Below are 25,678 nucleotides of genomic sequence, written 5' to 3'. Positions count from 1 at the left end.
GCCGCGCATCATACCAGCAGCGTGAGGAAGATGGCGGATGTTGGTGTCGATCGTCGGCGAAGTTTTGCACCACGGCCAAGTACGCCATACTGCGCCCTGTTTTTTCGGGGATGGATCGCATGAACAATGGTTGGATGAAGACCGCTGGACTGATGGCCTTGCTGCTGGCCGGTGTACCGGTGGCACTCGCGGCGTCGGCACCGCCATTGAGCGAGGTGAAAGTCATCAAGGTTCAGTCGTCGTCCTGCGGGCTCGAAGACATTACCGATGGCCAGGTGCAGACCCGCTGCGATCACAGCGCGCCGGGCATCAAGGTCTATGTGCTGGAAATCGGTTACGGCCAGAGCCAGCCTCAGGCAGCACTGGACGGTTTCGAAGTGAACGGCACCCGGAGCCCGGTCTGTGCCTTCGATAACGGCAACCTGACCGAATGCACGCCTGGCAGCAAAACCGTCGGCTCGCTGTACACCTTCGATCTGGCGACTCGTCAGGAAGGCACCTTTACCTTCAGCAACACCTCGATCAACGCCCCGCGCAACACGATGTCGACCCAGCTTTACATCAAGTAACGGCTGTCGCCGAACGGGACAGGGCAAAGCTGACTACGCTTTAAAGATCACCCAGCGGATGGCGCCCATGACCTTTAGAGCCCTGATTACCCTCGCCGAGGGCATCGATGATCTGCAATGCGTGACCCTGATCGACGTGCTGCGCCGCGCCGGCATCGAAGTGGTGGCGGCCAGCATCGAAGGCCGGCGCATGCTGACCTGCGCCCGAGGTACGCGACTGACCGCCGACGGCATGCTCATTGATGTGCTGGCCCAGACCTTCGACCTGATCGTTCTGCCCGGCGGCGCGGTCGGCGCACAACACCTGGCCGCGCACCAGCCCTTGCAACAACTGCTCAAGGACCAGGCCAGCGCCGGACGCCTGTTCGCCGCCATCGCCGAAGCCCCGGCGGTCGCTCTGCAAAGCTTTGGCGTATTACGCCAAAGACGCATGACATGCCTGCCCGCCACCAGCCATAACCTCTCCGGTTGCACGTTTGTTGATCAACCGGTGGTGGTCGACGGCAATTGCATCACCGCCCAAGGCTCCGGCGCCGCGCTGGCATTTGCGCTGACGCTGGTCGAGCAACTGGCGGGCAAGGCTGTCAGAGCGAAGGTCGCGGGGGAGTTGCTGGCCTGAGAGCGTCAGGCGTGAGCGGCGATTGGCTGAATGGCTGGCTGCTCACGATGCTCGGCTTGCCAGAGGTCGTAATCTGTTTGAACCCCTAGCCACATTCGAGCCTTGCCAATCCCCGCGCGTTCCAGTCGTACGGCCAGATCCGGGCTGATCGGCGCATGTCCGTGCAGGACACGAGAAAGGTGAGGACGAGCGAACCCAAGATGCCGAGCCAATTCGGTAACACTGATGCCAAGTTCCGGCAATACATCCATCAACAGTGTTTCACCTGGGTGTGGCGGGTTGTGCATAGGCATGAGCCTGCCTCCTGTCAGTGATAATCCAAATAGTCGATCAGTTCGATATCCGAGCCTGCAAATCGAAAGATAACCCGCCAGTTCCCGGACACACTGAGTGACCAGTACTCGCAAAGCCCCCCTTTCAGTGATGCAGACGCCAACCGGGAAGATCCAGATCCCCCGGAACGGCGGCCCGATCCATGAACTGCAGCATGCGCGACAGCCGTATAGCGTGATCGGCACGAATCCCGCGAGTCGAACCGGTTTCATAGAAGCGGCGAAGGCCCTTGTGCTGAAAGGATTTGATCATGCGGCGAGTGTAAGGCGATACATTACACTCAATGCGGTATCTATGTACCGCATCTTTTCGAGCTATTTGTGCTTGGGGGATGGCCCCGCTGGTGGAACCCTTGCAGTCAGGCCTTCACCTCTTCCACCGGCACATGCATCCGGTCGCGATTGGCCAGGGTCGGGAACAGTTTGATCCAGGTCCCGGTCACCACCAGCGTACCGATCCCGCCCATCACCACTGCCGGCACGGTGCCGAACCAGTGGGCAGTGAGGCCGGATTCGAATTCGCCCAACTGGTTCGAGGCGCCGATGAACAGGCCGTTCACCGCGCTGACCCGGCCGCGCATTTCGTCCGGGGTTTCCAGTTGCACGAACGAGGCGCGGATCACCATGCTGATCATGTCCGCCGCGCCGAGCACCACCAGCACCGCCAGCGAGAACCAGAACGAGGTCGACAGGCCGAAGGCGATGGTGGCGACACCGAATACGCCGACTGCAGTGAACATCACCCGACCGACGTTTCGCTCAACGGCAAACCGCGCCAGGAATAACGACATCATCAACGCACCGACCGCCGGCGCCGAACGCAGCAGCCCCAGCCCCCACGGCCCGGTCAGCAGAATGTCCTTGGCGAACACCGGCAGCAGCGCCGTGGCGCCGCCGAGCAGCACCGCGAACAGATCCAGCGAAATCGCGCCGAGAATGTCCGGGCGGCTGCGAATGAAACGAATCCCCGCCAGCAACGAATCCAGCGTCGCCTTACCTTTGTTCAGAGGGGTTTGTCGCGCGGGCAGGTTGAGCATCAGGGTGCAGGCGATGACATACAGAATGACCGTCGGGCCATAGACCCACACGCTGCCGAAGGCATAAAGCAGACCGCCGAGGGCCGGGGCGACAATGGTGGCCGATTGCTGCGCCGACTGCGCAGCGGCAACTGCCCGTGGGAACAATGCACTGGGCACGATGCTCGGCAGCAGGGCCTGGGTGGTCGGCATTTCGAAGGAGCGCGCGGCGCCGAGCAGGAACGCCAGGATAAAGATCATTTCCCGGGTGACATGCTCGGTGGCGCTGCCGATGGCCAGTGCCAGAGCGATCAAGGCCTGCAACGACTGGCAGATCGCCGCGACCTTGCGCCGGTCGTAGCGATCGGCAACGTGGCCGGTGTGCAGCATGAACAATACCCGTGGAGCGAACTCCACCAGCCCGACCAGACCCAGGTCGAGCACGTTGCCGGTCAGTTGATAGAGGTTCCAGCCGATCGCCACGGTGAGCATCTGAAAACCGCTGGCGGTGAAGATCCGGGCAAACCAGAACGCAAGAAAAGGACGGTGGTGACGTAACAGCAAGGGCTCTTGGCTGGGCATTTGCGGGCCGGTCTTGGTCGAGGGGAACCGCGAGATTATCACCAGTCTGTAACAGGAAGTTGCTATGACAAAAAATTTAGTTAGCCAGACATCGATTTTTCCGCGCCCGACACCGAACCCGGCCAAGGATGTATTTCAGGGCGTTGCCAAGGTTGTGAGGCAACTTGTCACGCGGCAAAAGACCACGCGGTTCCCCGTCGGAAATGGGACTACTCTTTCAACGTTGATTGATCCAGATCAAGACCCTCGCGGAACTGATCAGGGACCCGTCGGCAGACTCCCTGCGTCGCGATGCCTGTAAAAAGAAGAACGAATCCGAGTTCGCCGCACTCCATACCCGTGGGGGCAGTGGTCCAAGGCCGCCAGTCTTGGAACCGTTATCTGATAGAGGAAAGCTTATGTTCGGTTTAGAGGCCCTGGATCTCGCCCGAATTCAGTTCGCGTTCACCATCTCGTTCCACATCCTGTTCCCGGCGATCACCATCGGTCTTGCGAGTTATCTCGCGGTGCTGGAAGGCCTGTGGTTGAAAACCGGCAACGACACCTACCGTGACCTCTACCATTTCTGGTCGAAGATCTTTGCCGTCAACTTCGGCATGGGCGTGGTCTCGGGACTGGTCATGGCCTACCAGTTCGGCACCAACTGGAGCCGCTTTTCGGACTTCGCCGGTTCCGTCACCGGCCCGTTGCTGACGTATGAAGTGCTTACGGCGTTCTTCCTCGAAGCCGGTTTCCTCGGCGTGATGCTGTTCGGCTGGAACAAGGTCGGGCGCAAGCTGCACTTCTTCTCCACGGTGATGGTGGCCATCGGCACGCTGATTTCGACCTTCTGGATTCTCGCGTCCAACAGCTGGATGCAGACCCCGCAGGGCTTCGAGATCGTCAACGGTCAGGTCATTCCAACCGACTGGCTGGCAATCATCTTCAACCCCTCGTTCCCGTATCGACTGATGCACATGGCGACTGCCGCGTTCGTCGCGACGGCCTTCTTCGTCGGCTCGTCGGCGGCCTGGCACTTGCTGCGCGGCAAGGACAACCCGGCGATCCGCACCATGCTGTCGATGGCGATGTGGATGGCGCTGATCGTCGCGCCGATCCAGGCGGTCATCGGTGACTTCCACGGCCTCAATACCCTCAAGCATCAGCCGGCAAAAATCGCCGCGATTGAAGGCCACTGGGAAAACCATGGCAACGAAGCGACGCCGCTGATCCTGTTCGGCTGGCCGGACATGAAGGAAGAGAGAACCAAATATGCGGTCGAGATCCCGTACCTCGGCAGCCTGATCCTGACGCACTCGCTGGACAAGCAAGTCCCGGCGCTCAAGGAATTCCCACCGGAAGACCGGCCAAATTCGACCATCGTGTTCTGGTCGTTCCGGATCATGGTCGGCCTCGGCTTCCTGATGATTTTCACCGGCCTGTGGAGCCTGTGGCTGCGCAAGCGCGACACGCTCTACACCTCGCGGCCGTTCCTGTACCTGGCGTTGTGGATGGGGCCGTCCGGTCTGATTGCGATCCTGGCGGGCTGGTTCACCACTGAAATCGGTCGCCAGCCGTGGGTGGTCTACGGGCTGATGCGCACGGCGGATGCATCGTCCAACCACAGTTTTATGCAGATGAGCATCACGCTGATCATGTTCGTGGTGGTGTATTTCGCGCTGTTCGGTGCGGGGCTGGGCTACATGATGCGCCTGGTGCGCAAAGGGCCGAAGACCGACGAAGGCAAGGAAACCAACGACGGTGGTCCTGGCCAGAAACGTACGCCGGCCCGTCCGTTGTCCGCTGCCGACGACGATGGCGCCGAACACGACCGCAGTCTGACCAAGGAGATTTGAGTCATGGGTATTGATCTTCCGCTGATCTGGGCCGTGATCATCATCTTCGGAATCATGATGTACGTGGTCATGGACGGTTTCGACCTGGGGATCGGGATTCTCTTCCCCTTCATCCCCGGCAAGACCGACCGCGACGTAATGATGAACACCGTCGCCCCGGTGTGGGACGGCAATGAAACCTGGCTGGTACTGGGCGGCGCGGCGTTGTTCGGCGCGTTCCCGCTGGCCTATTCGGTCGTGCTGTCGGCGCTGTACCTGCCGCTGATCTTCATGCTGATCGGGCTGATTTTCCGCGGCGTGGCGTTCGAGTTCCGCTTCAAGGCCAAAGACGACAAGCGTCACCTGTGGGACAAGGCGTTCATCGGTGGTTCGGTGGCGGCGACGTTCTTTCAGGGCGTGGCACTTGGCGCGTTCATCGACGGCTTGCCCGTGGTCAACCGGCAATACGCCGGCGGCTCACTGGACTGGCTGACGCCGTTCACGCTGTTCTGCGGTGCTGCACTGGTGGTGGCGTATGCCTTGCTCGGTTGCACCTGGCTGATCATGAAGACCGAAGGCAAGCTTCAGGAGCAGATGCACAATCTGGCGCGTCCGTTGGCCTTCGTGCTGTTGGCCGTGATCGGTGTCGTCAGTCTGTGGACGCCGCTGGCCCACCCGGAAATTGCGACGCGCTGGTTCAGCATGCCGAATCTGTTCTGGTTCATGCCGGTGCCGATTCTGGTGCTGGTGACGATGTACGGTCTGATTCGCGCGGTGGCACGCAATGCCAACTACATGCCGTTCCTGCTGACCCTGGTGCTGATCTTCCTCGGCTACAGCGGTCTGGGCATCAGCCTGTGGCCGAACATCGTACCGCCGTCGATCTCGATCTGGGACGCCGCCGCACCGCCGCAAAGCCAGGGCTTCATGCTGGTCGGCACGCTGTTCATCATCCCCTTCATCCTGGGTTACACCTTCTGGAGCTATTACGTGTTCCGCGGCAAGGTCACCCACGAAGACGGTTATCACTAATGGTGATCACGATGGCGCCGACCGCGGCGCCATCTCCCTCAAACGGAGGATGCAAGCATGACCGGCAAACATTCCCTGCACGACATTGAAGAAGCCGAAAAAAAGCCGCTGTGGCAGCGGCTCGGCTGGTTGGCCATGATCTGGGTCGGCAGCGTCGGTGCATTGTTCATCGTCGCCAGCCTGATGCGCATGTTCATGAACGCTGCAGGTCTGACTACGCACTGAAACTTCCCATCCCGCTGCCTTGCGGCACGGATTTTTGACCCTCCGACCGGAGGGTTTTTTTTGCCCGGATTATTTGCGCGCCTTGAGGATCACGAATTTCGGCGTGGCCGCGACTTGCTCGACACCCCTGAACAGCCGCGCCAGTTTGCTGTGATAACCCAGGTGACGGTTGCCGACGATGTACAGCGCACCGCCAACCACCAGCGCTTCGCGAGCCTGCTGGAACATGCGCCAGGCGAGGAAGTCGCCGACCACCTGTTGCTGGTGGAAGGGTGGGTTGCACAGCACCACGTCCAGCGATTGCGCTTCCTGCCCGGCCAGACCGTCGCCGGCGCGCACGCTCACTTCACGTTCACCCAACGCCGCGCGCCAGTTTTCGGCGGCGGATTGCACGGCCATGAACGATTCGTCCACCAGCGTGTAATGCGCATCGGGGTTTTGCAGGGCGCTGGCAATGGCCAGTACGCCGTTACCGCAGCCAAGGTCGGCGACTCGTGCCGAGCCGAGGTTTTTCGGCAGGTGCGGAAGGAAGGCGCGGGTGCCGATGTCCAGCCCTTCGCGGCAGAACACGTTGGCGTGGTTGAGCAATTCGATGGCCGGCTCGTCGAGGCGATAGCGGGTCGGGTAGGGCGAGACGGCGGGTGCCTTGGCCTCGGGCGTGGCGATCAGCAAGCGTGCCTTTTTCACCGCCAGCGAAGCCTGAACCGGACCGATGTAGCGTTCCAGCAGATCACCGGCGGCGCGGGGTAAATGCTTGACCATCGCCGCTGCCACCACTTGGGCACCGGGTGCCAACTGGCCCTGCAGGCGGATCAATTGTTCTTCCAGCAGCGCCAGGGTTTTCGGAACGCGGATCAGCACCCAGTCGAACGGCCCGAGCAACGGCTCGCTGGCGGGAATGCCGCGCAGCGCATCGAATGCCTGGCCATTGCGCAGCAGGTTTTTTTCCAGGCCCTGAAACGCCAGGAACGAATCACCGCTGGTGCTGACCTGCACCTTGCCCGAAAGACTGATGGCCAGTGCGCCGAAACTGTCGTTGAGCACCAATACTCGGGTATCCGCCGGCAGATTCTGTTCGGCCAGATGATTGAGCAGGTATTCGTCGGCCGCATCGAAGGCTTGCAGCGGTTCGTTCTGCTGTTCGGGCTGGCGGATCAGATCGAGTTGGGCGAAGGGCGTATCGAGCAAAGGCATGGGGCGGGGACTCTGGGTAATCAACGGGTGTCCCGCGGCCCAAGGGTCGTGCGGCGGAACCGTCCGAGTGGACAGCGACGCGAAGGATCACGCCATCACTCAGGAAGGTCGCAAATGGTACGTTTTTTTCGACGGCAATACTTGTCTGATTTCTGGTGCGCCGACTAGATGATCCCGGCCTTGGCGGCGGCGATGACCGCAGAGATCTTGTTGCAGACGTTCAACTTCTCCATCACGTTATGCACGTGGTAGTTGATGGTGCGTTCGCTGAGACTCAGGATTCTGGCGCACTCATAGGCTGTTTTCCCGCCTGCGCACAGTTTCAGCACCTCGATTTCACGGGCCGACAATCGTGGTTGCCGAGTGTGCTCCGGTCGCGCGGGGAGTGTACGGGCGAACAGTTCGCTCAAATGGCTGGTGATATAGAACATGTAGCCAAAATGCTCGTACAACTCCAGCGAACTGATCGGACAATGAGGCCTGGCCAGACTGAGAATGCTGCATAAACCGCTTTCTTCGTGATGGAACGATTGCGACCAGCCGTGTTCAAGTCCCTGTTCCTGAAGTGCGTCCCATAGTTGTGGCGCCTTGCAGAACACTTCTCGGCTCCAGACAATAGGCAGCATTGATTGATTGCAGTGTGCCATTATCGGATCAACTTCACCGTAAATTTTTTCTTCATATCGCAGATTCAAAGGTTGAGGGTAGTTATTGATATGCAAGGCTTTGAAGGGGGTACTCCGTTCTGTTGAAGTAACAGAGATGCCACAAAAACGAAACCCGATGTTTTTGGCAAATGCTTCAAGAATCGGGTAAGCCGTTTCTATTCGCTTGGCATAAGTCAATTGCTTTAACTGGGACTCCTTCCACATTTCCATCGAAGACTCTCCACAGAATTTCCAAGGGGGCGCTTTATGGATCCAAAATCCAGCACGTAGACGAGTGTAGGAGATTTCTTGCGTAATGTTCTGAACATTTTGCTCTGGAAGAACATTGAGTTTGCATAAATCGTTATTACGCATAAGTTGGTATTGTATTCAATGCGTCATACTAAAAGTCTGGTGTTGATTGGTTAATCATTAGCAAATGCGGATGGCTTTTATTGAGGGGCGCCGAATTGCTAAATGCCATCATTTACTGTGGGTGTTTAAATGTACAACTTTGCGCGACACTAGTGGCCTACGTTGGAAGGAGTGCCCCATGACCGCCAGTGCCGAAAAGTTCACGTGCCAGACCCTGCTCGACGTGCAACCCCTGACCTCCAGCCTGTTCACTTTGCGGACGACGCGCGACGCCGGCTTTCGCTTTCGCGCGGGGCAATTTGCCAGGTTGGGTGTAAGCAAGGCTGATGGCAGCACGGTCTGGCGTGCCTACTCGATGGTGTCCTCGCCGTTCGACGAGTTCCTCGATTTCTTTTCGATCGTGGTGCCGGGTGGCGAATTCACCAGCGAACTGAGTCGACTCGAGGCTGGCGATTCACTGCTGGTGGAACGTCAGGCCTTTGGCTACCTGACCCTGGATCGATTCGTCGATGGCCGCGACCTCTGGCTGTTATCCACAGGCACCGGTGTGGCGCCCTTTCTGTCGATTCTGCAAGACTTTGAAGTCTGGGAAAAATTTGAACGCGTCATCCTTGTCTATAGCGTACGGGAAGGACGGGAGTTGGCTTATCAACAGCTGATCGCCGAATTGACACAGCGCGACTACCTCGCGCAATACGCCCACAAGTTTCAGTTCATCCCGGTGGTCACCCGTGAGCCGTTTGCCGGTGCCCTCAGCGGGCGCATCACCACGCTGATCGAAAATGGCGAGCTGGAGAGGGTGGCGGGTGTCGAGCTGACCCCGGCGCATTCGCGGGTCATGCTCTGTGGCAATCCGCAGATGATCGATGACACTCGGGCGTTGCTCAAGCAGCGCGGCATGGCCTTGAGTCTGACCCGGCGACCGGGGCAGGTGGCGGTGGAAAACTACTGGTAAGGAAACGGCGCCCCAAGGCGCCGTTTCAGTCTTCAAGGCCGGTTGTTCTGGGCCTTGAGCAGATCGCGGATCTCGCCCAGCAGTTCTTCTTCCTTGGTTGGCACCGGCGGCAGGGTCGGGGCCACGGCTTCTTCGCGCTTCAAGCGGTTTATGGCTTTGACGCCCATGAAGATCGCGAAGGCGACGATCACGAAGTCAAGAATGCTCTGGATGAATTTACCGTACGCCAGCATCACCGCGGGGGCAGTGCCCTCGGCGGCTTTCAGCGTAATGGCCAGGTCACTGAAATCCACTCCGCCGATCAGCAGACCGATGGGTGGCATGATCACGTCGCCGACGAACGACGAAACGATCTTGCCGAAGGCCGCGCCGATGATGATACCGACGGCCATGTCGACCACATTGCCTTTGACCGCGAAGGCCTTGAACTCGCTGAGCACGCCCATAGTTATTTCCTTGTTACAGATGAGTTTGGTGTACGCAGTGTAAATCAGCATAACGCGTCCTGCGCGAAACACCTTCTTACAAAGCCCGTTTTTATCGACACACCATTTCGCAATTAGTTTGCAAAGTGCCACTAATCGCGCGCGGAATACGCCTCAAATCGCTGATTCCGAAGAAAAAATATTCAATCACGGCGTTGTGATCTTTCTATTTAGGTTTGGCGAATCGAGCTTCTAGCCTCTGTCTGGCGCACCTGGATGCGCCTTAAAAAAAACAGAGGAACCTGAAATGAATTCCACACTTGGTTCAGGGATTATTCCCTATCGCCGTACTGTCGGCGTATTGGCCGCCGGTCTGTTGACCCTTTCCGTGAATGCCGCACCGCTGACCCGTGACAACGGTGCGGCGGTCGGCGACAACCAGAACTCGCAGACCGCCGGCGCCAACGGCCCGGTGCTGTTGCAGGACGTGCAACTGATCCAGAAGCTGCAACGCTTCGACCGCGAGCGCATTCCCGAGCGCGTCGTGCATGCCCGGGGTACCGGTGCTCATGGCACGTTCACTGCGACCAACGACCTGAGCGATCTGAGCAAGGCCAAGGTGTTCGCTGTCGGCCAGGTTACGCCGGTGTTCGTGCGTTTCTCGGCAGTGGTTCACGGCAACCATTCTCCGGAAACCCTGCGTGACCCGCGGGGTTTCGCGACCAAGTTCTACACCGCCGATGGCAACTGGGATCTGGTGGGTAACAACTTCCCGACCTTCTTCATCCGCGATGCGATCAAGTTTCCGGACATGGTGCATGCCTTCAAGCCCGATCCGCGTACCAACCTTGACGATGACTCGCGTCGCTTCGATTTCTTCTCCCATGTACCGGAAGCCACCCGTACTTTGACCGAGCTGTATTCCAACTCAGGGACCCCAGCCAGTTATCGGGAGATGGATGGTAACAGTGTGCACGCCTACAAGTTGGTCAATGCCAAGGGCGATGTGCACTATGTGAAATTTCATTGGAGAAGTTTGCAGGGCATCAAGAACCTCGATCCGCAACAAGTTGAGAAAGTTCAGGGTCGAGACTACAGCCACATGACTCACGATTTGGTAGAAAACATTGACAATGGCAACTTTCCGAAGTGGGACTTGTACATTCAAGTCTTGAATTCGCAAGACTTGTCCAAGTTTGATTTCGATCCTCTTGATGCAACCAAGATCTGGCCGGGCATTCCAGAGCGAAAAGTTGGACAGATGGTGTTGAACCGCAATCCTGCGAATGTCTTCCAGGAAACCGAGCAAGTGGCCATGGCACCATCGAATGTGGTGCCGGGTATCGAGCCCTCGGAAGACCGTCTGCTGCAAGGCCGGATATTTGCCTATGCCGACACCCAGATGTATCGCCTCGGCGCCAACGCCCTGCAATTGCCGATCAATGCTGCGAAAGTGCCAGTCAACAATGGCAATCAGGATGGCGCGATGAATGCCGGTGCGAGCAACTCGGGTGTGAACTATCAGCCAAGCCGTCTGCAACCACGTGAAGAGACGCCTGGTGCGCGCTACAGCCAGACCGCGCTGCAGGGCAGTACGCAACAGGCGAAGATCCAGCGCGAGCAGAACTTCAAGCAGGCCGGTGATCTGTATCGCTCGTTCAGCAAGAAGGAACGTCGGGATCTGATCGAGAGCTTTGGCGGTTCGCTGGCGGGTGCCGATGACGAGAGCAAGCACATCATGCTGTCCTTCCTCTATAAGGCAGATCCGGAATACGGCGCCGGTGTGACCAAAGTGGCCAAGGGTGACCTGGATCGGGTCAAGGCCCTGGCGGCCGAACTGGTCGACTGACAGCGACCCTTTCAAGCCCCGGCACTTGTCGGGGATTGACCGGCAGCAGCGCCGCGCGTCTGGCCAGCGGAGAAATCCGTCCCGGTGCGCCGCGCTGATCGGCGATGGCTGCGTTATCATCGCGGTTTTTGCCGGGGGTTCAGATGGCCAAGGCCAAGCGCATGTACGGCTGCACCGAGTGCGGCGCAACCTTTCCCAAGTGGGCCGGGCAGTGCGGCGAATGCGGCGCCTGGAACACCCTGACCGAAACCATGGTCGAGAGCGGCGGTGCCGCCGCGCCGAGCGGGCGCACCGGCTGGGCCGGACAGCAGGCCCAGATCAAGACCCTGGCCGAAGTCAGCATCGAAGAAATTCCGCGTTTTTCCACAGCCTCCGGCGAGCTCGACCGAGTGCTCGGCGGTGGTCTGGTGGACGGTTCGGTGGTGCTGATCGGCGGTGACCCCGGCATCGGCAAATCGACGATTCTGTTACAGACCCTGTGCAACCTCGCCAAGAGCATGCCGGCGCTGTACGTCACAGGCGAAGAGTCCCAGCAGCAGGTCGCCATGCGTGCACGCCGCCTGGGCCTGCCGCAGGATCAACTGCGGGTCATGACCGAAACCTGTATTGAAACCATCATCGCCACCGCCCGCCAGGAAAAACCCAAGGTGATGGTGATCGACTCGATCCAGACGATCTTCACCGAACAACTGCAATCGGCACCGGGCGGCGTGTCCCAGGTACGCGAAAGTGCGGCGTTGCTGGTGCGCTATGCCAAGCAAAGCGGCACGGCGATTTTCCTGGTCGGCCACGTGACCAAGGAGGGCGCGCTCGCCGGGCCGCGGGTTCTGGAGCACATGGTCGATACCGTGCTGTATTTCGAAGGCGAGTCCGACGGGCGGTTGCGCCTGCTGCGGGCTGTGAAGAACCGTTTCGGCGCGGTCAACGAACTCGGCGTTTTCGGCATGACCGACAAGGGCCTGAAAGAAGTCTCCAACCCTTCAGCGATTTTTCTCACCCGCGCTCAGGAGGAAGTTCCGGGCAGCGTGGTCATGGCGACGTGGGAAGGCACCCGGCCGATGCTGGTGGAAGTCCAGGCGCTGGTGGATGACAGCCATCTGGCCAACCCGCGTCGGGTCACGCTGGGTCTGGATCAGAACCGTCTGGCGATGTTGCTGGCGGTGCTGCACCGTCATGGCGGCATTCCGACCCACGATCAGGACGTGTTCCTCAACGTGGTCGGCGGGGTGAAGGTGCTGGAAACCGCGTCTGACCTGGCGTTGATGGCCGCCGTCATGTCGAGCCTGCGCAACCGTCCGTTGCCCCATGACTTGCTGGTGTTCGGTGAAGTCGGCCTGTCCGGCGAAGTGCGTCCGGTGCCGAGCGGTCAGGAGCGTTTGAAGGAAGCCGCCAAGCACGGCTTCAAGCGCGCGATCGTGCCCAAGGGCAATGCGCCGAAGGAAGCGCCGCCAGGTTTGCAGATCATTGCAGTGACGCGTCTTGAGCAGGCGCTGGACTCGCTGTTCGAGTGATCAGACGTCTATCAGCGCCCCGAGCTCGCGTTCCAGTTCGGTTTCGTCGGCCAGGTTGAGCTCGATCAGGCGACGCAGGCGCTGAATCGACTCCAGGCTGATATGCCGACACACGAAACCGAGCTGGCCGTGATCTTCATGAGCCAGTTGCACATCCATCTCGATGTGCACGTCATCGCTCAGATGAATGTCGACGAAGAAGTCCTGCTCGGGATTGCCCAGCCACGGCTCCGGCCGCTCGATCAGCAGACCCTTGAGCGACAGGTCGATCAGCTTCACCGGCCAGATGTACTCGCCCTGGCTCAATTCGGTTCTGGCATCGAACGCGATACGTTTGAAGCGGCGACGCTCGGACGGGTGCTCGCTCATGGCGCAATCCTCAGGAAGGTCAGCTGACTATAGACCCGACCGGCGGGGTGATGCCAACGAATGGACTGTCTAGACCAATGTCGGGGTATGGCCTTTGCCGCCAGTAGCGCTAAACTCGGGGTGGCTGTCTTTCTTGTCCACCCTGGCTGGAATAATAAAATGAAAAATAATAATAGCCTGCTACGCCACTTACCCTGGCTGCTGCTGGCAATCGTAGGAGCGTGCGCCCTTGGCGTAGTGGCATTGCGCCGAGGCGAGGCGATCAACGCCTTGTGGATCGTGGTCGCCGCCGTGGCCATTTATCTGGTTGCGTACCGTTACTACAGTCTGTTCATCGCTAACAATGTGATGCAACTCGATCCGCGTCGGGCCACCCCCGCCGTGCTCAACAACGACGGTCTGGACTACGTTCCGACCAACAAACACATTCTCTTCGGTCACCACTTCGCGGCCATCGCCGGCGCGGGGCCTCTGGTCGGCCCGGTCCTGGCGGCGCAGATGGGTTATCTGCCCGGTACGCTGTGGCTGATCGCCGGCGTGGTGCTGGCGGGCGCGGTGCAGGACTTCATGGTCCTGTTCATGTCGACCCGTCGCAACGGCCGTTCGCTGGGCGACATGGTGCGTGAAGAAATGGGCCGCATCCCCGGAACCATCGCCCTGTTCGGCTGCTTCCTGATCATGATCATCATCCTCGCGGTGCTGGCGCTGATCGTGGTGAAAGCCCTGGCGGAGAGCCCGTGGGGCATCTTCACCGTGATGGCGACCATCCCGATCGCGATGTTCATGGGCATCTACATGCGCTACATCCGTCCGGGCCGCATCGGCGAGATCTCGGTAGTCGGCGTGTTGCTGCTGCTGGGTTCGATCTGGCTGGGTGGGCAGATTGCCGCCGATCCGGTCTGGGCCAAGGCCTTCACCTTCACTGGCGTGCAGATTACCTGGATGCTGGTCGGTTACGGTTTCGTCGCCGCTTCGCTACCGGTGTGGCTGATTCTGGCGCCGCGTGACTATCTCTCCACTTTCCTCAAGATCGGTACCATCGTCGCTCTGGCGATCGGCATTCTGGTGACCATGCCCGAGCTGAAAATGCCGGCACTGACCCAGTTCGTCGACGGCACCGGCCCGGTTTGGAAGGGCGGTCTGTTCCCGTTCCTGTTCATCACCATCGCTTGTGGTGCGGTCTCCGGTTTCCACGCGCTGATCTCCTCCGGGACCACGCCGAAGCTGCTGGATAACGAAACCAACGCCCGTTACATCGGTTACGGCGGCATGCTGATGGAATCGTTCGTGGCCATCATGGCCATGGTCGCTGCCTCGGTGATCGAGCCTGGCGTGTACTTCGCCATGAACAGCCCGGCCGCCGTGGTCGGCGGTGACGTGGTGTCCGTGGCAACCGCAGTCAGCAACTGGGGCTTTGCAATTACCCCGGAAGCGCTGCAAGCCGTGGCGCATGACATCGGCGAAACCACCATCCTGGCCCGTGCCGGTGGTGCGCCGACCCTGGCGGTCGGTATCGCGCAGATCCTGCACAGTGTGCTGCCGGGTGAGAACACCATGGCGTTCTGGTACCACTTCGCGATCCTGTTCGAAGCGCTGTTCATCCTGACCGCAGTCGATGCCGGTACCCGTGCCGGTCGCTTCATGCTGCAGGACCTGCTCGGCTCCTTCGTGCCAGCACTGAAACGTACCGAATCCTGGTCCGCCAACCTGATCGCCACCGCCGGTTGTGTGGCGATGTGGGGCTGGTTGCTGTATCAGGGCGTGGTCGATCCACTGGGCGGGATCAACACCCTGTGGCCGCTGTTCGGTATCTCCAACCAGATGCTGGCGGGTATCGCGCTGATGCTCGGCACCGTGGTCCTGATCAAGATGAAGCGCCAGCGCTACATCTGGGTCACCCTGCTGCCGGCCACCTGGCTGCTGATCTGCACCACCACAGCTGGCTTCATCAAGCTGTTCGACGCCAACCCGGCGATCGGCTTCCTGTCGCTGGCCAAGAAGTACAGCGATGCACTGGCCAACGGTCAGGTGCTGGCACCGGCGAAAAGCGTCGAGCAGATGCAGCACGTGATCTTCAACGCCTACACCAACGCTACATTGACCGCGCTGTTCCTGTTCGTGGTATTCAGCATCCTGTTCTATGCGCTCAAGGTCGGCATCGCCGCCTGGGGCAAAAAAGAGCGTACGGACAAAGAATCGCCATTCCAGGCCCTGCCGGACGCGTAACCAGAGGATTGCAGCATGTTCAATGACCTGAGTCGCCTCGGTAAATACCTCGGTCAGGCCGCGCGCCTGATGGTCGGCATGCCCGACTACGACACCTACGTCGAGCATATGCAGACCAAACACCCGGACAAACCGGTGATGAGCTACGAGATGTTCTTTCGCGAACGTCAGGAAGCCCGTTACGGTGGCAAGGGTGGGCCGAAGTGCTGTTGATCTGACAGCCCCAGGTTGATGCAATCCCCCTGTGGGAGCGAGCTTGCTCGCGATAGCGTAGTGTCAGTTGGCGAATGCGTTGACTGACACACCGCATTCGCGAGCAAGCCCGCTCCCACATTTGTTTTGTGTTGTTCATCAATTTCGCGAAGGGGATCGATGTTGTCTTCTCCAATACCTGTAACGGTGCTCAGCGGTTTCCTCGGCGCTGGCAAGACCACCTTGCTGCGCCATCTGTTGAAAGCCGAGCACGGCCTGAAAATCGCCGTGATCGAAAACGAATTCAGCGACGCCGGTATCGACACCCAACTGCTGGGCGACGAGCCGGTGCAAGTCATGACCCTGGCCAACGGCTGCGTCTGCTGCACCATCCACACCGACCTGACCAAAGCCCTGTATCTGCTGCTCGAACGGCTGGACAGCGGCGAAATCGCCTTTGATCGGCTGGTCATCGAATGCACCGGCCTGGCCGATCCGGCTCCGGTAGCACAGACCTTTTTCATCGACGAAGAACTGCGCGAACGTTATCTGCTCGACGGCATCATCACCTTGGTGGACGCCGCCCACGCCGAACTGCACCTGACCCAGACCATCGCCCAGGCGCAGATCGGTTTTGCCGACCGCTTGCTGGTGAGCAAGACCGATCTGGTGGACGAGGCTGCGTTCACCGCGCTCAGCGAACGCCTGACCCGCATCAACCGCCGTGCACCGATCCGTGTGGTCGAACACGGCAACATCGATCTGGCTGAATTGCTCGATGTGCGCGGTTTCAACCTGAACGCCGATCTCGGCGGCGGGGTGAGCTTGCGGCCGGTGAGCAAGGCGCCGTCCATCGACCGGATCTCCAGTCTGGTGTTGCGTACCGATCAGCCGCTGGATATCGATCAGCTCAGCGAATTCATGAATGAACTGCTGGAAGAGCACGGCAAGCAATTGCTGCGCTACAAAGGCGTGTTGAACATCGCGGGCGAAGATCGGCGGCTGGTGTTTCAGGGCGTACTGAAACTCTACGGCTTCGACTGGGACACAGAGTGGGCCGAGGGCGAGGCGCGGGAAAGCGTGATCGTGTTTATCGCCGACGATTTGCCGGAAGAGAAGATCCGGGCGGGGTTTGCCAGGGTGGCGGCGAACTGAGTCCGCCGCGCTATCAGTGCGTGGAGCCGCTGAGAATCGTCTGCTCCAGGTGATCCAGATGACGGTTCATCAGCGACACCGCCTCGGTAGCGTCATCACGCTCGATCGCTTCGACGATCCGGGCGTGATCCTGCCAGCCGCAGCAGCTGTGCGTGGTTCCTGTGCATCGCGCAATCGCCAGTGAGGTCAGCGGCACCAGTGTGCCGAGAAAATGCGCCAACGGTGCATTCCGCGCCATTTTCGCCACCTGCAAATGAAAGTCCCCGGACAGGCGAATCGCCGCCCCGCGCCGATCTTTATCCACAGCCCGACGCTCACATTCGATCAACGCTCGCAGGCGCTTCAGATCTTCAGCCTGCGCATGCTGACAAGCCAGCCGCACCAGCGTGTTCTCGGCCAGACGCCGGGCGTGCAGCGCCTGACGTGTCTGCTCGGCATCCGGCGCTGCCACTCGTGGTCGATGGTTGGCACGCAGCACGATGATCTGTTCGTGGGACAGCTGGGTCAGCACCCGACGCACATCGGCGCGGCTGACGCCGAACATCTGCTTCAGGCTCTCTTCGGTAAACCGGCTGGCGGTATCGATGCGCTGTTCGAGGATTGCGTCGAACAGGCGCGGATACAGATCGTCCCCCGGCGTGTGCAGGCGGGAGAAGGGCAGGGCCGTCGAGGTCGGGCGAGGGTGCGACGGCGTGGCAAGACTGTTCATGACCGGTCTCCAGTGAGAGGCGTTTCAGTGGCTCAGGTTGTCATCCGGGATATTCAGTTCGATGCCCATCCGCTGGCCTTCACGCAGGATGTGCCGGCGCATTTCGGCGCTGGCCTGGGCGCTGTTTTTGCTGCGGATCGCGCGCACCACGGCTTCGTTTTCCTCAAGGCGTTCGGCCAGGTGCTCCGGCGAATTGCGCAGCACTTCGGCGCTTTGCTTGAGGGCGTTGCTGGTCTGTTGCACCACGCTCTGGAAAATCGGATTCGAGGTCAGGGTGAACAGCTCCTCGTGGAACGCGATGTAGGCGCTGACCCCGGCCTCGCTGTCACCCGCTTCGAGGGCTTCGCGCATGTCCATCAGGGTCAGGCGCAACTGCCCGACTTCCTTGCTGCTGATCGACTGCGCCACCAGACCAACGATGAATGGCTCGAGGGTGTAGCGCAGTTGCAGCACGTCTTCGAGGCTGGCGCCGGCCACTGCGCTGTCGTGGCTTTGGCTGTCACTGGCCTGGACGTCGAGCACCACCACGCCTTTGCCCGGCATCGAGCGCACCAGGCCGAGGGTTTCCAGCACGATCACCGCTTCGCGCAGGCTCGGGCGGCTGATGCCCAGTTGCTCGGCCAGTTCGCGCTGGCCCGGCAGCATCTCGCCGGAGCGCCACTGACCACGGGCCAGCGCGGCCCGGAGTTTTTCCACCACTGAGTTGACGACGGTTGATGTAGTAATCACGTGTTCGCTCCATGAGCCGTGCCTGTATTGGCGCAGGCACGGCGCTCATTCAGAATTCTTTGGCCGCCGCTTGAGCGACCGTTTTTCTCGGCTGAAAGTTATAGCCCTGCTCGCCGTTGAGCACCTTGTTCGCCCGCTGCACGTCGATGTCCTTTTCCCAGCGGGCGATGGCCACGGTGGCGACGCAGTTGCCGATCAGGTTGGTCAGCGCCCGGCCGATGCCCATGAACCAGTCCACCGCCAGTACCAGCACCAGACCGACCACCGGAATCGCCGGGATGGCCGTCAGCGTGGCCGCCAGAATCACCAGCGCCGAACCGGGAATGCCGTGGGCGCCTTTGGAGGTGATCAGCGATACCAGCAAAATCGTCAGCAGATCGGTCATGGCCAGCGGCGTACCGGTGGCGTTGGCAATGAACACAATGGCCAGGGTCAGGTAGATCGAAAAACCGTCGAGGTTGAACGAGTAACCGGTGGGAATCACCAGCCCGACGGTCGAGCTGCCGATGCCCAGATGTTCAAGCTTGCGCATGATCTGCGGCAGCACGGCGTCGGAGGAGGCGGTGCCCATGACGATCAGCAGTTCTTCGCGCAGGTACTTGAGCAGCGGCCACATGCGCAGGCCAGACACGCGCATCACCAGACCGAGAATCAGCGCGACGAAGGCGATGCAGGTCAGGTAGAACAAGCCGACCAGACTGCCCAGGTGTTGCAGCGAATCCAGGCCGTATTTGCTGGTGGTGAAGGCGATGGCGCCGAACACGCCGATCGGCGCCAGACGCACGATCATGCCCATGATGCGGAAGATCACATGGCTGAGTTCATTGATCAGCCGCGAGATCCCGGAAGCCGCTTCGCCCACCAGATTCAGCGCGCTGCCGAACAGCACCGAGAACAGCAGGACTTGCAGGATGTTGTTGTCGGCAAAGGCGCCGAGTACCGAGGTCGGGATCAGGTCCATCAGGAACTGGGTGGTGGTGTGCATGTGCTGGCCGCGCTCGGCGATGTCGCCCATATCGGCGGCGGACAGCTGCTCCAGGTGGATGTTGGCGCCGCTGCCGATCCCGGTGCTGAACGCAAACACCAGACCGATCACCAGGGCGATGGTGGTCAGCACTTCGAAGTAGATCACCGACTTGAGGCCGATGCGCCCGACCTTTTTCAGGTCGCCGGCGCCGCTGATGCCGCTGACCACCACGCAGAATACGATCAGGCCGATGAGCATCTTGATCAGTTTGATGAAACCGTCGCCGAGCGGTTTGAGCTGGGCCGAGTATTCAGGAAGGGTCAGCCCGCAGACGATGCCGAGCACCAGTCCGAGAACCACTTGGAGGAAGATTGAACGCGAGCACCATCTGAGCATGGGAGGAATCCTGGTCGGTGTCCTGGCTGCCGTGCGCGGGGCGCATCAGATTCAGGACTTAATTATTGTGGTCTTACCGGTATGTCCAGTGCGGGTGCAGTCTAGGCGCTGTTTTTTAAGGATCGCAAGTGAAAAATGACGAATTGGCATGACCGGTCTGACCAGTTGAGCGCCAGGCCCCGACCTTGAGCCATTCGCAGTCCGAAACTTTTTTGCGGACGAAAAAAAACCGGCCATCACTGGCCGGTTTTTCATGCTGCGGATTTAGCGTCGCAATTAAGCGCCGTATACCGGCAGTTTCTTGCAGATGGCTTTGACTTTCTCACGAACGGCGTCGATCACCGCTTCGTTGTTCAGGTCAGCCAGGATGTCGCAGATCCAGCCCGCCAGCTCTTTGCACTCTGCTTCCTTGAAGCCGCGAGTGGTCACAGCCGGAGTGCCGAAGCGCAGGCCGGAGGTGACGAACGGGGAGCGTGGGTCGTTTGGCACGGAGTTCTTGTTCACGGTGATGAACGCTTTGCCCAGAGCAGCGTCGGCGTCTTTACCGGAGATTTCCTGCTTGATCAGCGACAGCAGGAACAGGTGGTTTTCAGTACCGCCGGAAACCACGTCGAAACCGCGCTCGATGAACACGCCGGCCATGGCCTGGGCGTTTTTCACCACTTGTTGCTGGTAAGCCTTGAACTCAGGCTGCAGTGCTTCCTTGAAGCAGATCGCTTTGGCGGCGATCACGTGCTCCAGCGGGCCACCCTGGGCGCCCGGGAATACGGCGGAGTTCAGCTTCTTCTCGATGTCGGCGTTGGCCTTGGCCAGGATCAGGCCACCACGTGGACCGCGCAGGGTCTTGTGGGTGGTGGTGGTCACGACGTCAGCGAACGGAACCGGGTTCGGGTAGACGCCAGCGGCGACCAGACCGGCCACGTGAGCCATGTCGACGAACAGGTAGGCGCCAACCTTGTCGGCGATGGCGCGGAAGCGCGGGAAGTCGAGGATCTGCGAGTAGGCAGAGAAACCGGCCACGATCATTTTCGGCTTGTGTTCAACAGCCAGACGCTCGACTTCGTCGTAGTCGATCAGGCCGTTGGCGTCGATACCGTACTGGATGGCGTTGTACAGCTTGCCGGAGGAGGAAACGCTGGCACCGTGGGTCAGGTGACCGCCGTGAGCCAGGCTCATGCCCAGGATGGTGTCACCGGCCGACAGCAGGGCCAGGTAAACAGCGGCGTTGGCTTGGGAACCGGCGTGCGGCTGAACGTTGGCGTAGTCGGCGCCGAACAGTTCCTTGGCGCGGTCGATGGCCAGTTGCTCAACGACGTCGACGTACTCGCAACCACCGTAGTAGCGCTTGCCCGGATAGCCTTCGGCGTACTTGTTGGTCAGTACCGAGCCTTGAGCTTCCATCACCGCTGGGCTGGTGTAGTTCTCCGAAGCGATCAGCTCGATGTGTTCTTCCTGGCGCTGGGCTTCTTGCTCCATGGCGGCAAAAAGATCGGCGTCGTACTTGGCAATAGTCAAATCACGGCTGAACATGGCGGTCCTCAAGGATCGGGGGCAGAAAAGGGGGGCATTCTAACCCATCGGGTTTTGGATGGCATATGAAACGACATCATGTCGCAGACAAGTGGCGTTCATGACCAGATATGTGGCGTCCGTGCCGGCCTTCGCTGACCAGCCGGTTCGCACAATAACCGAGGCCGGCCCGCGATTTTGTGATCGACATCAATCCCTGTGGAAGCGAGCTTGCTCGCGAAGATCGCGCCGCCGATCTTCAGTCGAACATGAACAGCGCATCATTGCTGAACTGCGCCTCGAACCGTCCCGCCGGCATCGGCCGGCCGAACAGATAGCCCTGAACCTCGTCGCAGCCATGCTCGCGCAGGAAGTCCAGTTGCTCATGGGTTTCCACGCCCTCGGCGATCACCGCCAGATTCAGGCTGTGGGCCATGGCGATGATCGCCCGGGCAATCTGCGCATCCTGCTCGCCGGACGGCAGGCCGTCGACGAAGGTGCGGTCGATCTTCAGCACGTCGATCGGGAACTGCTTGAGGTAGTTCAGCGATGAGTAACCGGTGCCGAAGTCGTCGACCGCGATGCTCAGGCCGAGGTTCTTCAGGCCGGCAAGGATCTGCATCGCCTCGCTGACTTCACGCATCAGGATACTTTCGGTCAGCTCCAGCTCCAGGCACGCCGGCGGCAGGCCGGTTTCCTTGAGGATGGTGGCGATCCGCGTGCCGAGCTGGCCGTCGGAGAACTGCCGGGCGGAAATGTTCACCGAGACCTTCGGCACGCGCACGCGGCTCTGGTGCCAGGTCTTGAGCTGACGGCAGGCCTCGCTGATGACCCAGTCGCCGACGTCCACCACCAGCCCGAGTTCTTCGAGCACCGGGATGAAATCCCCCGGCGGCACCAGCCCGCGACGCGGATGACGCCAGCGCAGCAGGGCTTCGGCGCCGGTCAGGCGTTTGCCGTCGCCGCTGAACTGCGGCTGGTAATACAGCACGAATTCGTTTTGCTCCAGCGCGTGGCGCAGATCGCTTTCCAGTTCCAGACGTTCCAGCGCACTGGCGTTCATGTCTGCCTGATAGAACTGGAAGTTGTTCTTGCCGCGCTCCTTGGCGTGGTACATCGCGGTGTCGGCGTTCTTCATCAGCTGGCTGAGTTCGTTGCCGTCCTGCGGGCTCAGGGCGATGCCGATACTGGCGGTGACGAAGAACTCGCGACCTTCGAGCACGAACGGCCGCACCAGACTGGCGAGGATCTGCTCGGCCACGTGGATCGCACGGTTCAGCGCCATTTCGCGGCTGGAGCGGTGTTGCAGCAACAGGGTGAATTCGTCGCCGCCCATCCGCGCCACGGTGTCGTCATCGTCGACGCAGGCCAGCAAGCGCGTGGCCATGTCCTTGAGCATGCGGTCGCCGGCGGCGTGGCCGAGGGAGTCGTTGATCGGTTTGAAACGGTCGAGGTCGAGGAACATCAGCACCACCCACGACTTCTGCCGCTCGGCCGATTGCAGCGCGGTGTGCAGGCGATCCTGGAACAGCGTGCGGTTCGGCAGGTGGGTCAGGGCGTCGTAGTAGGCGAGGCGGTGAATCCGCTGCTCGCTGGCCTTGCGCTCGCTGATGTCACTGAAGAAGCACACGTAACTGGCCAGATCGCCCTCGTCATCGAGCACGGCGGTGATGCCGACCCACGCCGGGTAGTGCTCGCCGTTGCGGCGCTTGAGCCAGACTTCACCTTCCCAGGTGCTGTGCTGATGCAGCTGCTTGAGCACGTAGCGCAGGTGCGCGTCCTGCTGTTCGTCGACGGTCAGCATGTTCGGCAACTGGTCGAGCACTTCGCTCACCGCGTAGCCGCTGACCCGGCTGAACGCCTCGTTGGCCTGGACGATGTAACCGGCCGGGTCGGTGATCAGGATCGCCGAAGTCGAGTGCTCGAAAACCGTGGCCGCCATGCGCAGGTCTTTCTCGGCGCGCCTCTGCTGGCTGATGTCGCGACCGACGCCGAGCACGCCTTCGAAAGCGCCATGTTCGTCCCACACCAGCACCAGACGCAGTTCGATCGGGATCTTGCGACCGTCGGCGCGCAGGCAGTCGAACAGGAACATCTGGGTCTGCACCTGGCTGCGCAAAATCACCAATTGCTCGGGTTTGCCCAAGGCTTTGCTGACCCGATCCATCAGGTGATAGATGCCGCTCAGCTGCTGCGGGTTGGCGATGGTCGACTGCCAGCCGTTCTGGAAAATCCATTCGGCGTCATAACCCAGCACCGCTTGTACCGACGGGCTGACGTAGTTCAGCGAGAGCTTGCTGTCGGTGGAGAAAATCACGTCGCTGATGCTTTCGGCGAGCATCCGGTAGCGCTGTTCGCTGTCGCGCAACGATTCGCTGGCTTCGATCTGCTCGGTGATGTCTTTGGCCACGCCGATGATCCGCGTGACCTGATCGTGCTTGTCCCGGGCCAGCGCCTGTTCGCGAATATCGAAGCGCCGCCACTTGCCATCGCGGTGACGGAAGCGCAGCTGGCATTGCAACAACTGGCTGTAACCGGCGTGACGCTGCATCTGCCGCGAGCGATGGTAATAGTCGGCGTCTTCCGGGTGCAGAAGGATTTCCCAGAAGTATTCGCCCATCTGATGCAGTTCGGTGCGGTTGTAACCGAGGGTCTGGCCGAGGTGGTGGTTGCTGAAAATCATCCGCTGGCTGATCACGTCCTGCACGTAAAGGTGATCCGGCACGGTACGCACCACGTCCGACCAGAAACCTTCGCGCTCCAGCAGCGACAGTTCGATCAGCTTGCGGCTGGTGATGTCGTTGATGCTCAGGATCACGGCTTTGTAGTCGTGCTGTTCCTGCGGCAGGCGCAGCACCAGCCACAGGTGCTGGTCGCGGCCATTGATGTCCGGCAGTTTGATTTCCAGTTCCAGCTGCTTTTGCTGCTGGAGCACGGCGTCGAGCACCTGATTGCCGATGGTGCACTGACTGTGTGGCTGACCGTCGATCAGCAGTTGCCAGGCGTGGTCGCAGGAATTGACGTTGAGCAGTTGCAGCGCGACCTGGTTGACCTCGGTGATCCGCAATTCGTGGAGCAATTGCTGGCGCTGCGCCGGCTGGTCGAGCCAGGCCTTGAGCTGGTCGCTGGTCTGGATCTGGGTCTTTTCGAAAACCTGCTTGAGCCCCGAAAGATCCAGCACGCACAACGCCACGCCGGTGCCTTCAAAAATATCCTGATAACGCCGACGCCCTTCATGCACCTGACGCTGACGGCGACGCATGTTGAGCAACGCGATAAACGGCAGCAGCGAGAGCGCCAGGCCCAGCAGGCATTTGCCGATGAACGCCGGTAGCAGTTGTTCGAGCACATGCTGGCGGTCGAACAAGCCACGCAGTTGCCAGTCGCTGCTGCTCAGCGGCACGGTCAGCACGCTGTTGGCCAGATCGTCCGGGGTCAGGACGCTGGTGCTGCCAATGGGCATCGCTTCGTCGCGGCTGATGATCTGATGGTTGATGCGATTTTCCACCAGCCACAGGGGACGGATACCGGTTTCGCCTTGTTTGGTCAGTGCTTTAAAGAAAGTGGGTGTCAGCCGCAGTGCCCAGTAACCGCGAGTGCTGCCGCTGGCCTGATGCAACAGCAGATGCACCACCGAGCCATCGTCGTCATTGCTGAAGTAATGCGCCTGAGCGCGGCTGCGGCGTACCAGATCGCTGAGGTAATCGGCGTCGTGACTGTCAGTGGCGCTGTCGCTGAGGATTTTGCCGGATGGGGTGAGCAGGGCCAGGCTGCGCAGGTCGGGCAGCGATTGCTGAAGCTTGCGCAGCAGCGCCTGCTGTTCGTCGGCCGACTGGGGCTGTTCGACGATCGGTAGCAGATTGAGGGCGATCTGCGCGTTCAGCGCCATGTTCAGGCTGACCTGAGCGGCGAGGTCGGCGGTGTAGTCGATGGTGTACTGACGCTGGTTTTTCTGGGTTTCGCGCAGTTGATCGAGCAGCTGCCAGAACAGCAACGCGAGCAGCAACAGCACCAGTGTCGCCAGCGCGCCTTTCAATGTTCCGCGCAGGGACGAGCCGGGCGCCGGTTGGGTGCTGCTCACAGAGGCTGGCGGAGTGACGTTGGACAAGCTGTAATCCTGCGGTCTGGCTGGACTGGCGCGACGTGCACTATAAGCCGGACGCCCAAGGGGCGGCTAGCATGCCTTGAGTTGTGGCGAAGTGCCAGCCCCACTCGGCTGGACTGCCACCGGTCATTAAGGTAGCTTTGCCGGTTACGCGGGAGCGTTCCAGCTCCTAGACT

Annotated in this window: 22 protein-coding genes and 1 pseudogene; 11 read left to right on the top strand and 12 right to left on the bottom strand. The window is 60.4% G+C overall.

The features are described from left to right. Positions 1 to 119: 119 nt before the first annotated feature. The gene (locus tag KJY40_RS26295; protein ID WP_230733633.1) at positions 120 to 569 is read left to right on the top strand and encodes a DUF4879 domain-containing protein; all 450 of its coding nucleotides are present in this window, start codon (positions 120 to 122) and stop codon (positions 567 to 569) included. A gap of 67 nt (positions 570 to 636) precedes the next feature. Then, entirely contained in the window at positions 637 to 1,188 is a 552-nt protein-coding gene (locus KJY40_RS26290) for a DJ-1 family glyoxalase III (protein WP_230733631.1), read from the top strand. Positions 1,189 to 1,193: 5 nt separating this feature from the next. Here the strand turns inward: KJY40_RS26290 and KJY40_RS26285 are convergent, their stop codons facing one another. From KJY40_RS26285 to KJY40_RS26275, 3 genes and pseudogenes are all read right to left on the bottom strand, one after another. Continuing rightward, entirely contained in the window at positions 1,194 to 1,481 is a 288-nt protein-coding gene (locus tag KJY40_RS26285) for a HigA family addiction module antitoxin (protein ID WP_045121630.1), read from the bottom strand. Between the two features lie 14 nt (positions 1,482 to 1,495). Beyond that, a pseudogene (locus KJY40_RS26280) lies at positions 1,496 to 1,773 on the bottom strand (type II toxin-antitoxin system RelE/ParE family toxin). Between the two features lie 106 nt (positions 1,774 to 1,879). Then, entirely contained in the window at positions 1,880 to 3,118 is a 1,239-nt protein-coding gene (locus KJY40_RS26275; RefSeq protein ID WP_230733630.1) for an MFS transporter, read from the bottom strand. 398 nt (positions 3,119 to 3,516) lie between these two features. Between KJY40_RS26275 and KJY40_RS26270 the strand changes: the two genes are divergently transcribed. From KJY40_RS26270 to KJY40_RS26260, 3 genes are read left to right on the top strand one after another with little or no spacing between them, the layout of a single operon-like run. Next, positions 3,517 to 4,953 carry a cytochrome ubiquinol oxidase subunit I gene (locus KJY40_RS26270; RefSeq protein ID WP_007950994.1) on the top strand — a complete coding sequence of 479 codons (1,437 nt, stop codon included), beginning with the start codon at positions 3,517 to 3,519 and terminating at the stop codon, positions 4,951 to 4,953. 3 nt (positions 4,954 to 4,956) lie between these two features. Continuing rightward, a complete protein-coding gene (gene cydB, locus KJY40_RS26265; protein ID WP_085608716.1) occupies positions 4,957 to 5,964 on the top strand; it encodes a cytochrome d ubiquinol oxidase subunit II in 1,008 nt (335 codons plus the stop codon). A gap of 57 nt (positions 5,965 to 6,021) precedes the next feature. Then, a complete protein-coding gene (locus tag KJY40_RS26260) occupies positions 6,022 to 6,189 on the top strand; it encodes a DUF2474 domain-containing protein (RefSeq protein WP_007950992.1) in 168 nt (55 codons plus the stop codon). A 69-nt stretch (positions 6,190 to 6,258) separates the two neighbouring features. Here the strand turns inward: KJY40_RS26260 and KJY40_RS26255 are convergent, their stop codons facing one another. Continuing rightward, the gene (locus tag KJY40_RS26255; RefSeq protein WP_230733628.1) at positions 6,259 to 7,383 is read right to left on the bottom strand and encodes a methyltransferase; all 1,125 of its coding nucleotides are present in this window, start codon (positions 7,381 to 7,383) and stop codon (positions 6,259 to 6,261) included. 164 nt (positions 7,384 to 7,547) lie between these two features. Next, positions 7,548 to 8,261, bottom strand: a complete 714-nt coding sequence (locus KJY40_RS26250) for an autoinducer binding domain-containing protein (protein WP_230733627.1) — start codon at positions 8,259 to 8,261, stop codon at positions 7,548 to 7,550. Positions 8,262 to 8,583: 322 nt separating this feature from the next. Here KJY40_RS26250 and KJY40_RS26245 point away from each other — a divergent pair, with 322 nt between their 5' ends. After that, positions 8,584 to 9,360, top strand: a complete 777-nt coding sequence (locus KJY40_RS26245) for a ferredoxin--NADP reductase (RefSeq protein WP_230733626.1) — start codon at positions 8,584 to 8,586, stop codon at positions 9,358 to 9,360. A gap of 32 nt (positions 9,361 to 9,392) precedes the next feature. Here KJY40_RS26245 and mscL read toward each other — a convergent pair whose 3' ends face one another. Further along, entirely contained in the window at positions 9,393 to 9,806 is a 414-nt protein-coding gene (gene mscL / locus KJY40_RS26240; RefSeq protein ID WP_230737769.1) for a large-conductance mechanosensitive channel protein MscL, read from the bottom strand. A 286-nt stretch (positions 9,807 to 10,092) separates the two neighbouring features. On the opposite strand from mscL, the gene katB reads away from it, so the two are divergent. Continuing rightward, the gene (gene katB, locus KJY40_RS26235) at positions 10,093 to 11,634 is read left to right on the top strand and encodes a catalase KatB (RefSeq protein ID WP_230733625.1); all 1,542 of its coding nucleotides are present in this window, start codon (positions 10,093 to 10,095) and stop codon (positions 11,632 to 11,634) included. Between the two features lie 143 nt (positions 11,635 to 11,777). Further along, on the top strand, positions 11,778 to 13,145 hold the full coding sequence (radA, locus tag KJY40_RS26230) for a DNA repair protein RadA (RefSeq protein ID WP_007950985.1): 1,368 nt from the start codon (positions 11,778 to 11,780) through the stop codon (positions 13,143 to 13,145). Here the strand turns inward: radA and KJY40_RS26225 are convergent, their stop codons facing one another. Then, a complete protein-coding gene (locus KJY40_RS26225) occupies positions 13,146 to 13,514 on the bottom strand; it encodes a PilZ domain-containing protein (RefSeq protein WP_192562467.1) in 369 nt (122 codons plus the stop codon). Between the two features lie 159 nt (positions 13,515 to 13,673). Between KJY40_RS26225 and KJY40_RS26220 the strand changes: the two genes are divergently transcribed. The 3 genes from KJY40_RS26220 to yjiA all read left to right on the top strand — a co-directional run bounded on the left by KJY40_RS26220 (position 13,674) and on the right by yjiA (position 17,087). After that, positions 13,674 to 15,740 carry a carbon starvation CstA family protein gene (locus KJY40_RS26220; protein WP_007950983.1) on the top strand — a complete coding sequence of 689 codons (2,067 nt, stop codon included), beginning with the start codon at positions 13,674 to 13,676 and terminating at the stop codon, positions 15,738 to 15,740. 15 nt (positions 15,741 to 15,755) lie between these two features. Next, positions 15,756 to 15,953: a YbdD/YjiX family protein gene (locus KJY40_RS26215; RefSeq protein WP_003228401.1), complete on the top strand. Its 198-nt coding sequence runs from the start codon at positions 15,756 to 15,758 to the stop codon at positions 15,951 to 15,953. A gap of 159 nt (positions 15,954 to 16,112) precedes the next feature. After that, on the top strand, positions 16,113 to 17,087 hold the full coding sequence (gene yjiA / locus KJY40_RS26210) for a GTPase (protein ID WP_178083510.1): 975 nt from the start codon (positions 16,113 to 16,115) through the stop codon (positions 17,085 to 17,087). Positions 17,088 to 17,100: 13 nt separating this feature from the next. On the opposite strand, the gene KJY40_RS26205 is transcribed toward yjiA, so the two are convergent. From KJY40_RS26205 to KJY40_RS26185, 5 genes are all read right to left on the bottom strand, one after another. Beyond that, a complete protein-coding gene (locus KJY40_RS26205) occupies positions 17,101 to 17,796 on the bottom strand; it encodes a GntR family transcriptional regulator (protein WP_230733624.1) in 696 nt (231 codons plus the stop codon). A 24-nt stretch (positions 17,797 to 17,820) separates the two neighbouring features. Next, a complete protein-coding gene (locus KJY40_RS26200; RefSeq protein WP_230733623.1) occupies positions 17,821 to 18,525 on the bottom strand; it encodes a FadR/GntR family transcriptional regulator in 705 nt (234 codons plus the stop codon). A 49-nt stretch (positions 18,526 to 18,574) separates the two neighbouring features. Then, positions 18,575 to 19,888: a C4-dicarboxylate transporter DctA gene (locus tag KJY40_RS26195; RefSeq protein WP_207983984.1), complete on the bottom strand. Its 1,314-nt coding sequence runs from the start codon at positions 19,886 to 19,888 to the stop codon at positions 18,575 to 18,577. 276 nt (positions 19,889 to 20,164) lie between these two features. Next, positions 20,165 to 21,418: a serine hydroxymethyltransferase gene (gene glyA, locus KJY40_RS26190; RefSeq protein ID WP_007950978.1), complete on the bottom strand. Its 1,254-nt coding sequence runs from the start codon at positions 21,416 to 21,418 to the stop codon at positions 20,165 to 20,167. 238 nt (positions 21,419 to 21,656) lie between these two features. Then, positions 21,657 to 25,505 carry a sensor domain-containing protein gene (locus tag KJY40_RS26185; protein WP_230733622.1) on the bottom strand — a complete coding sequence of 1,283 codons (3,849 nt, stop codon included), beginning with the start codon at positions 25,503 to 25,505 and terminating at the stop codon, positions 21,657 to 21,659. Positions 25,506 to 25,678: the final 173 nt, after the last annotated feature.

The organism is Pseudomonas fitomaticsae, assembly GCF_021018765.1.
GTDB classification, from domain to species: domain Bacteria; phylum Pseudomonadota; class Gammaproteobacteria; order Pseudomonadales; family Pseudomonadaceae; genus Aquipseudomonas; species Aquipseudomonas fitomaticsae.
This window is presented reverse-complemented; position numbering and strand designations above follow the sequence as displayed.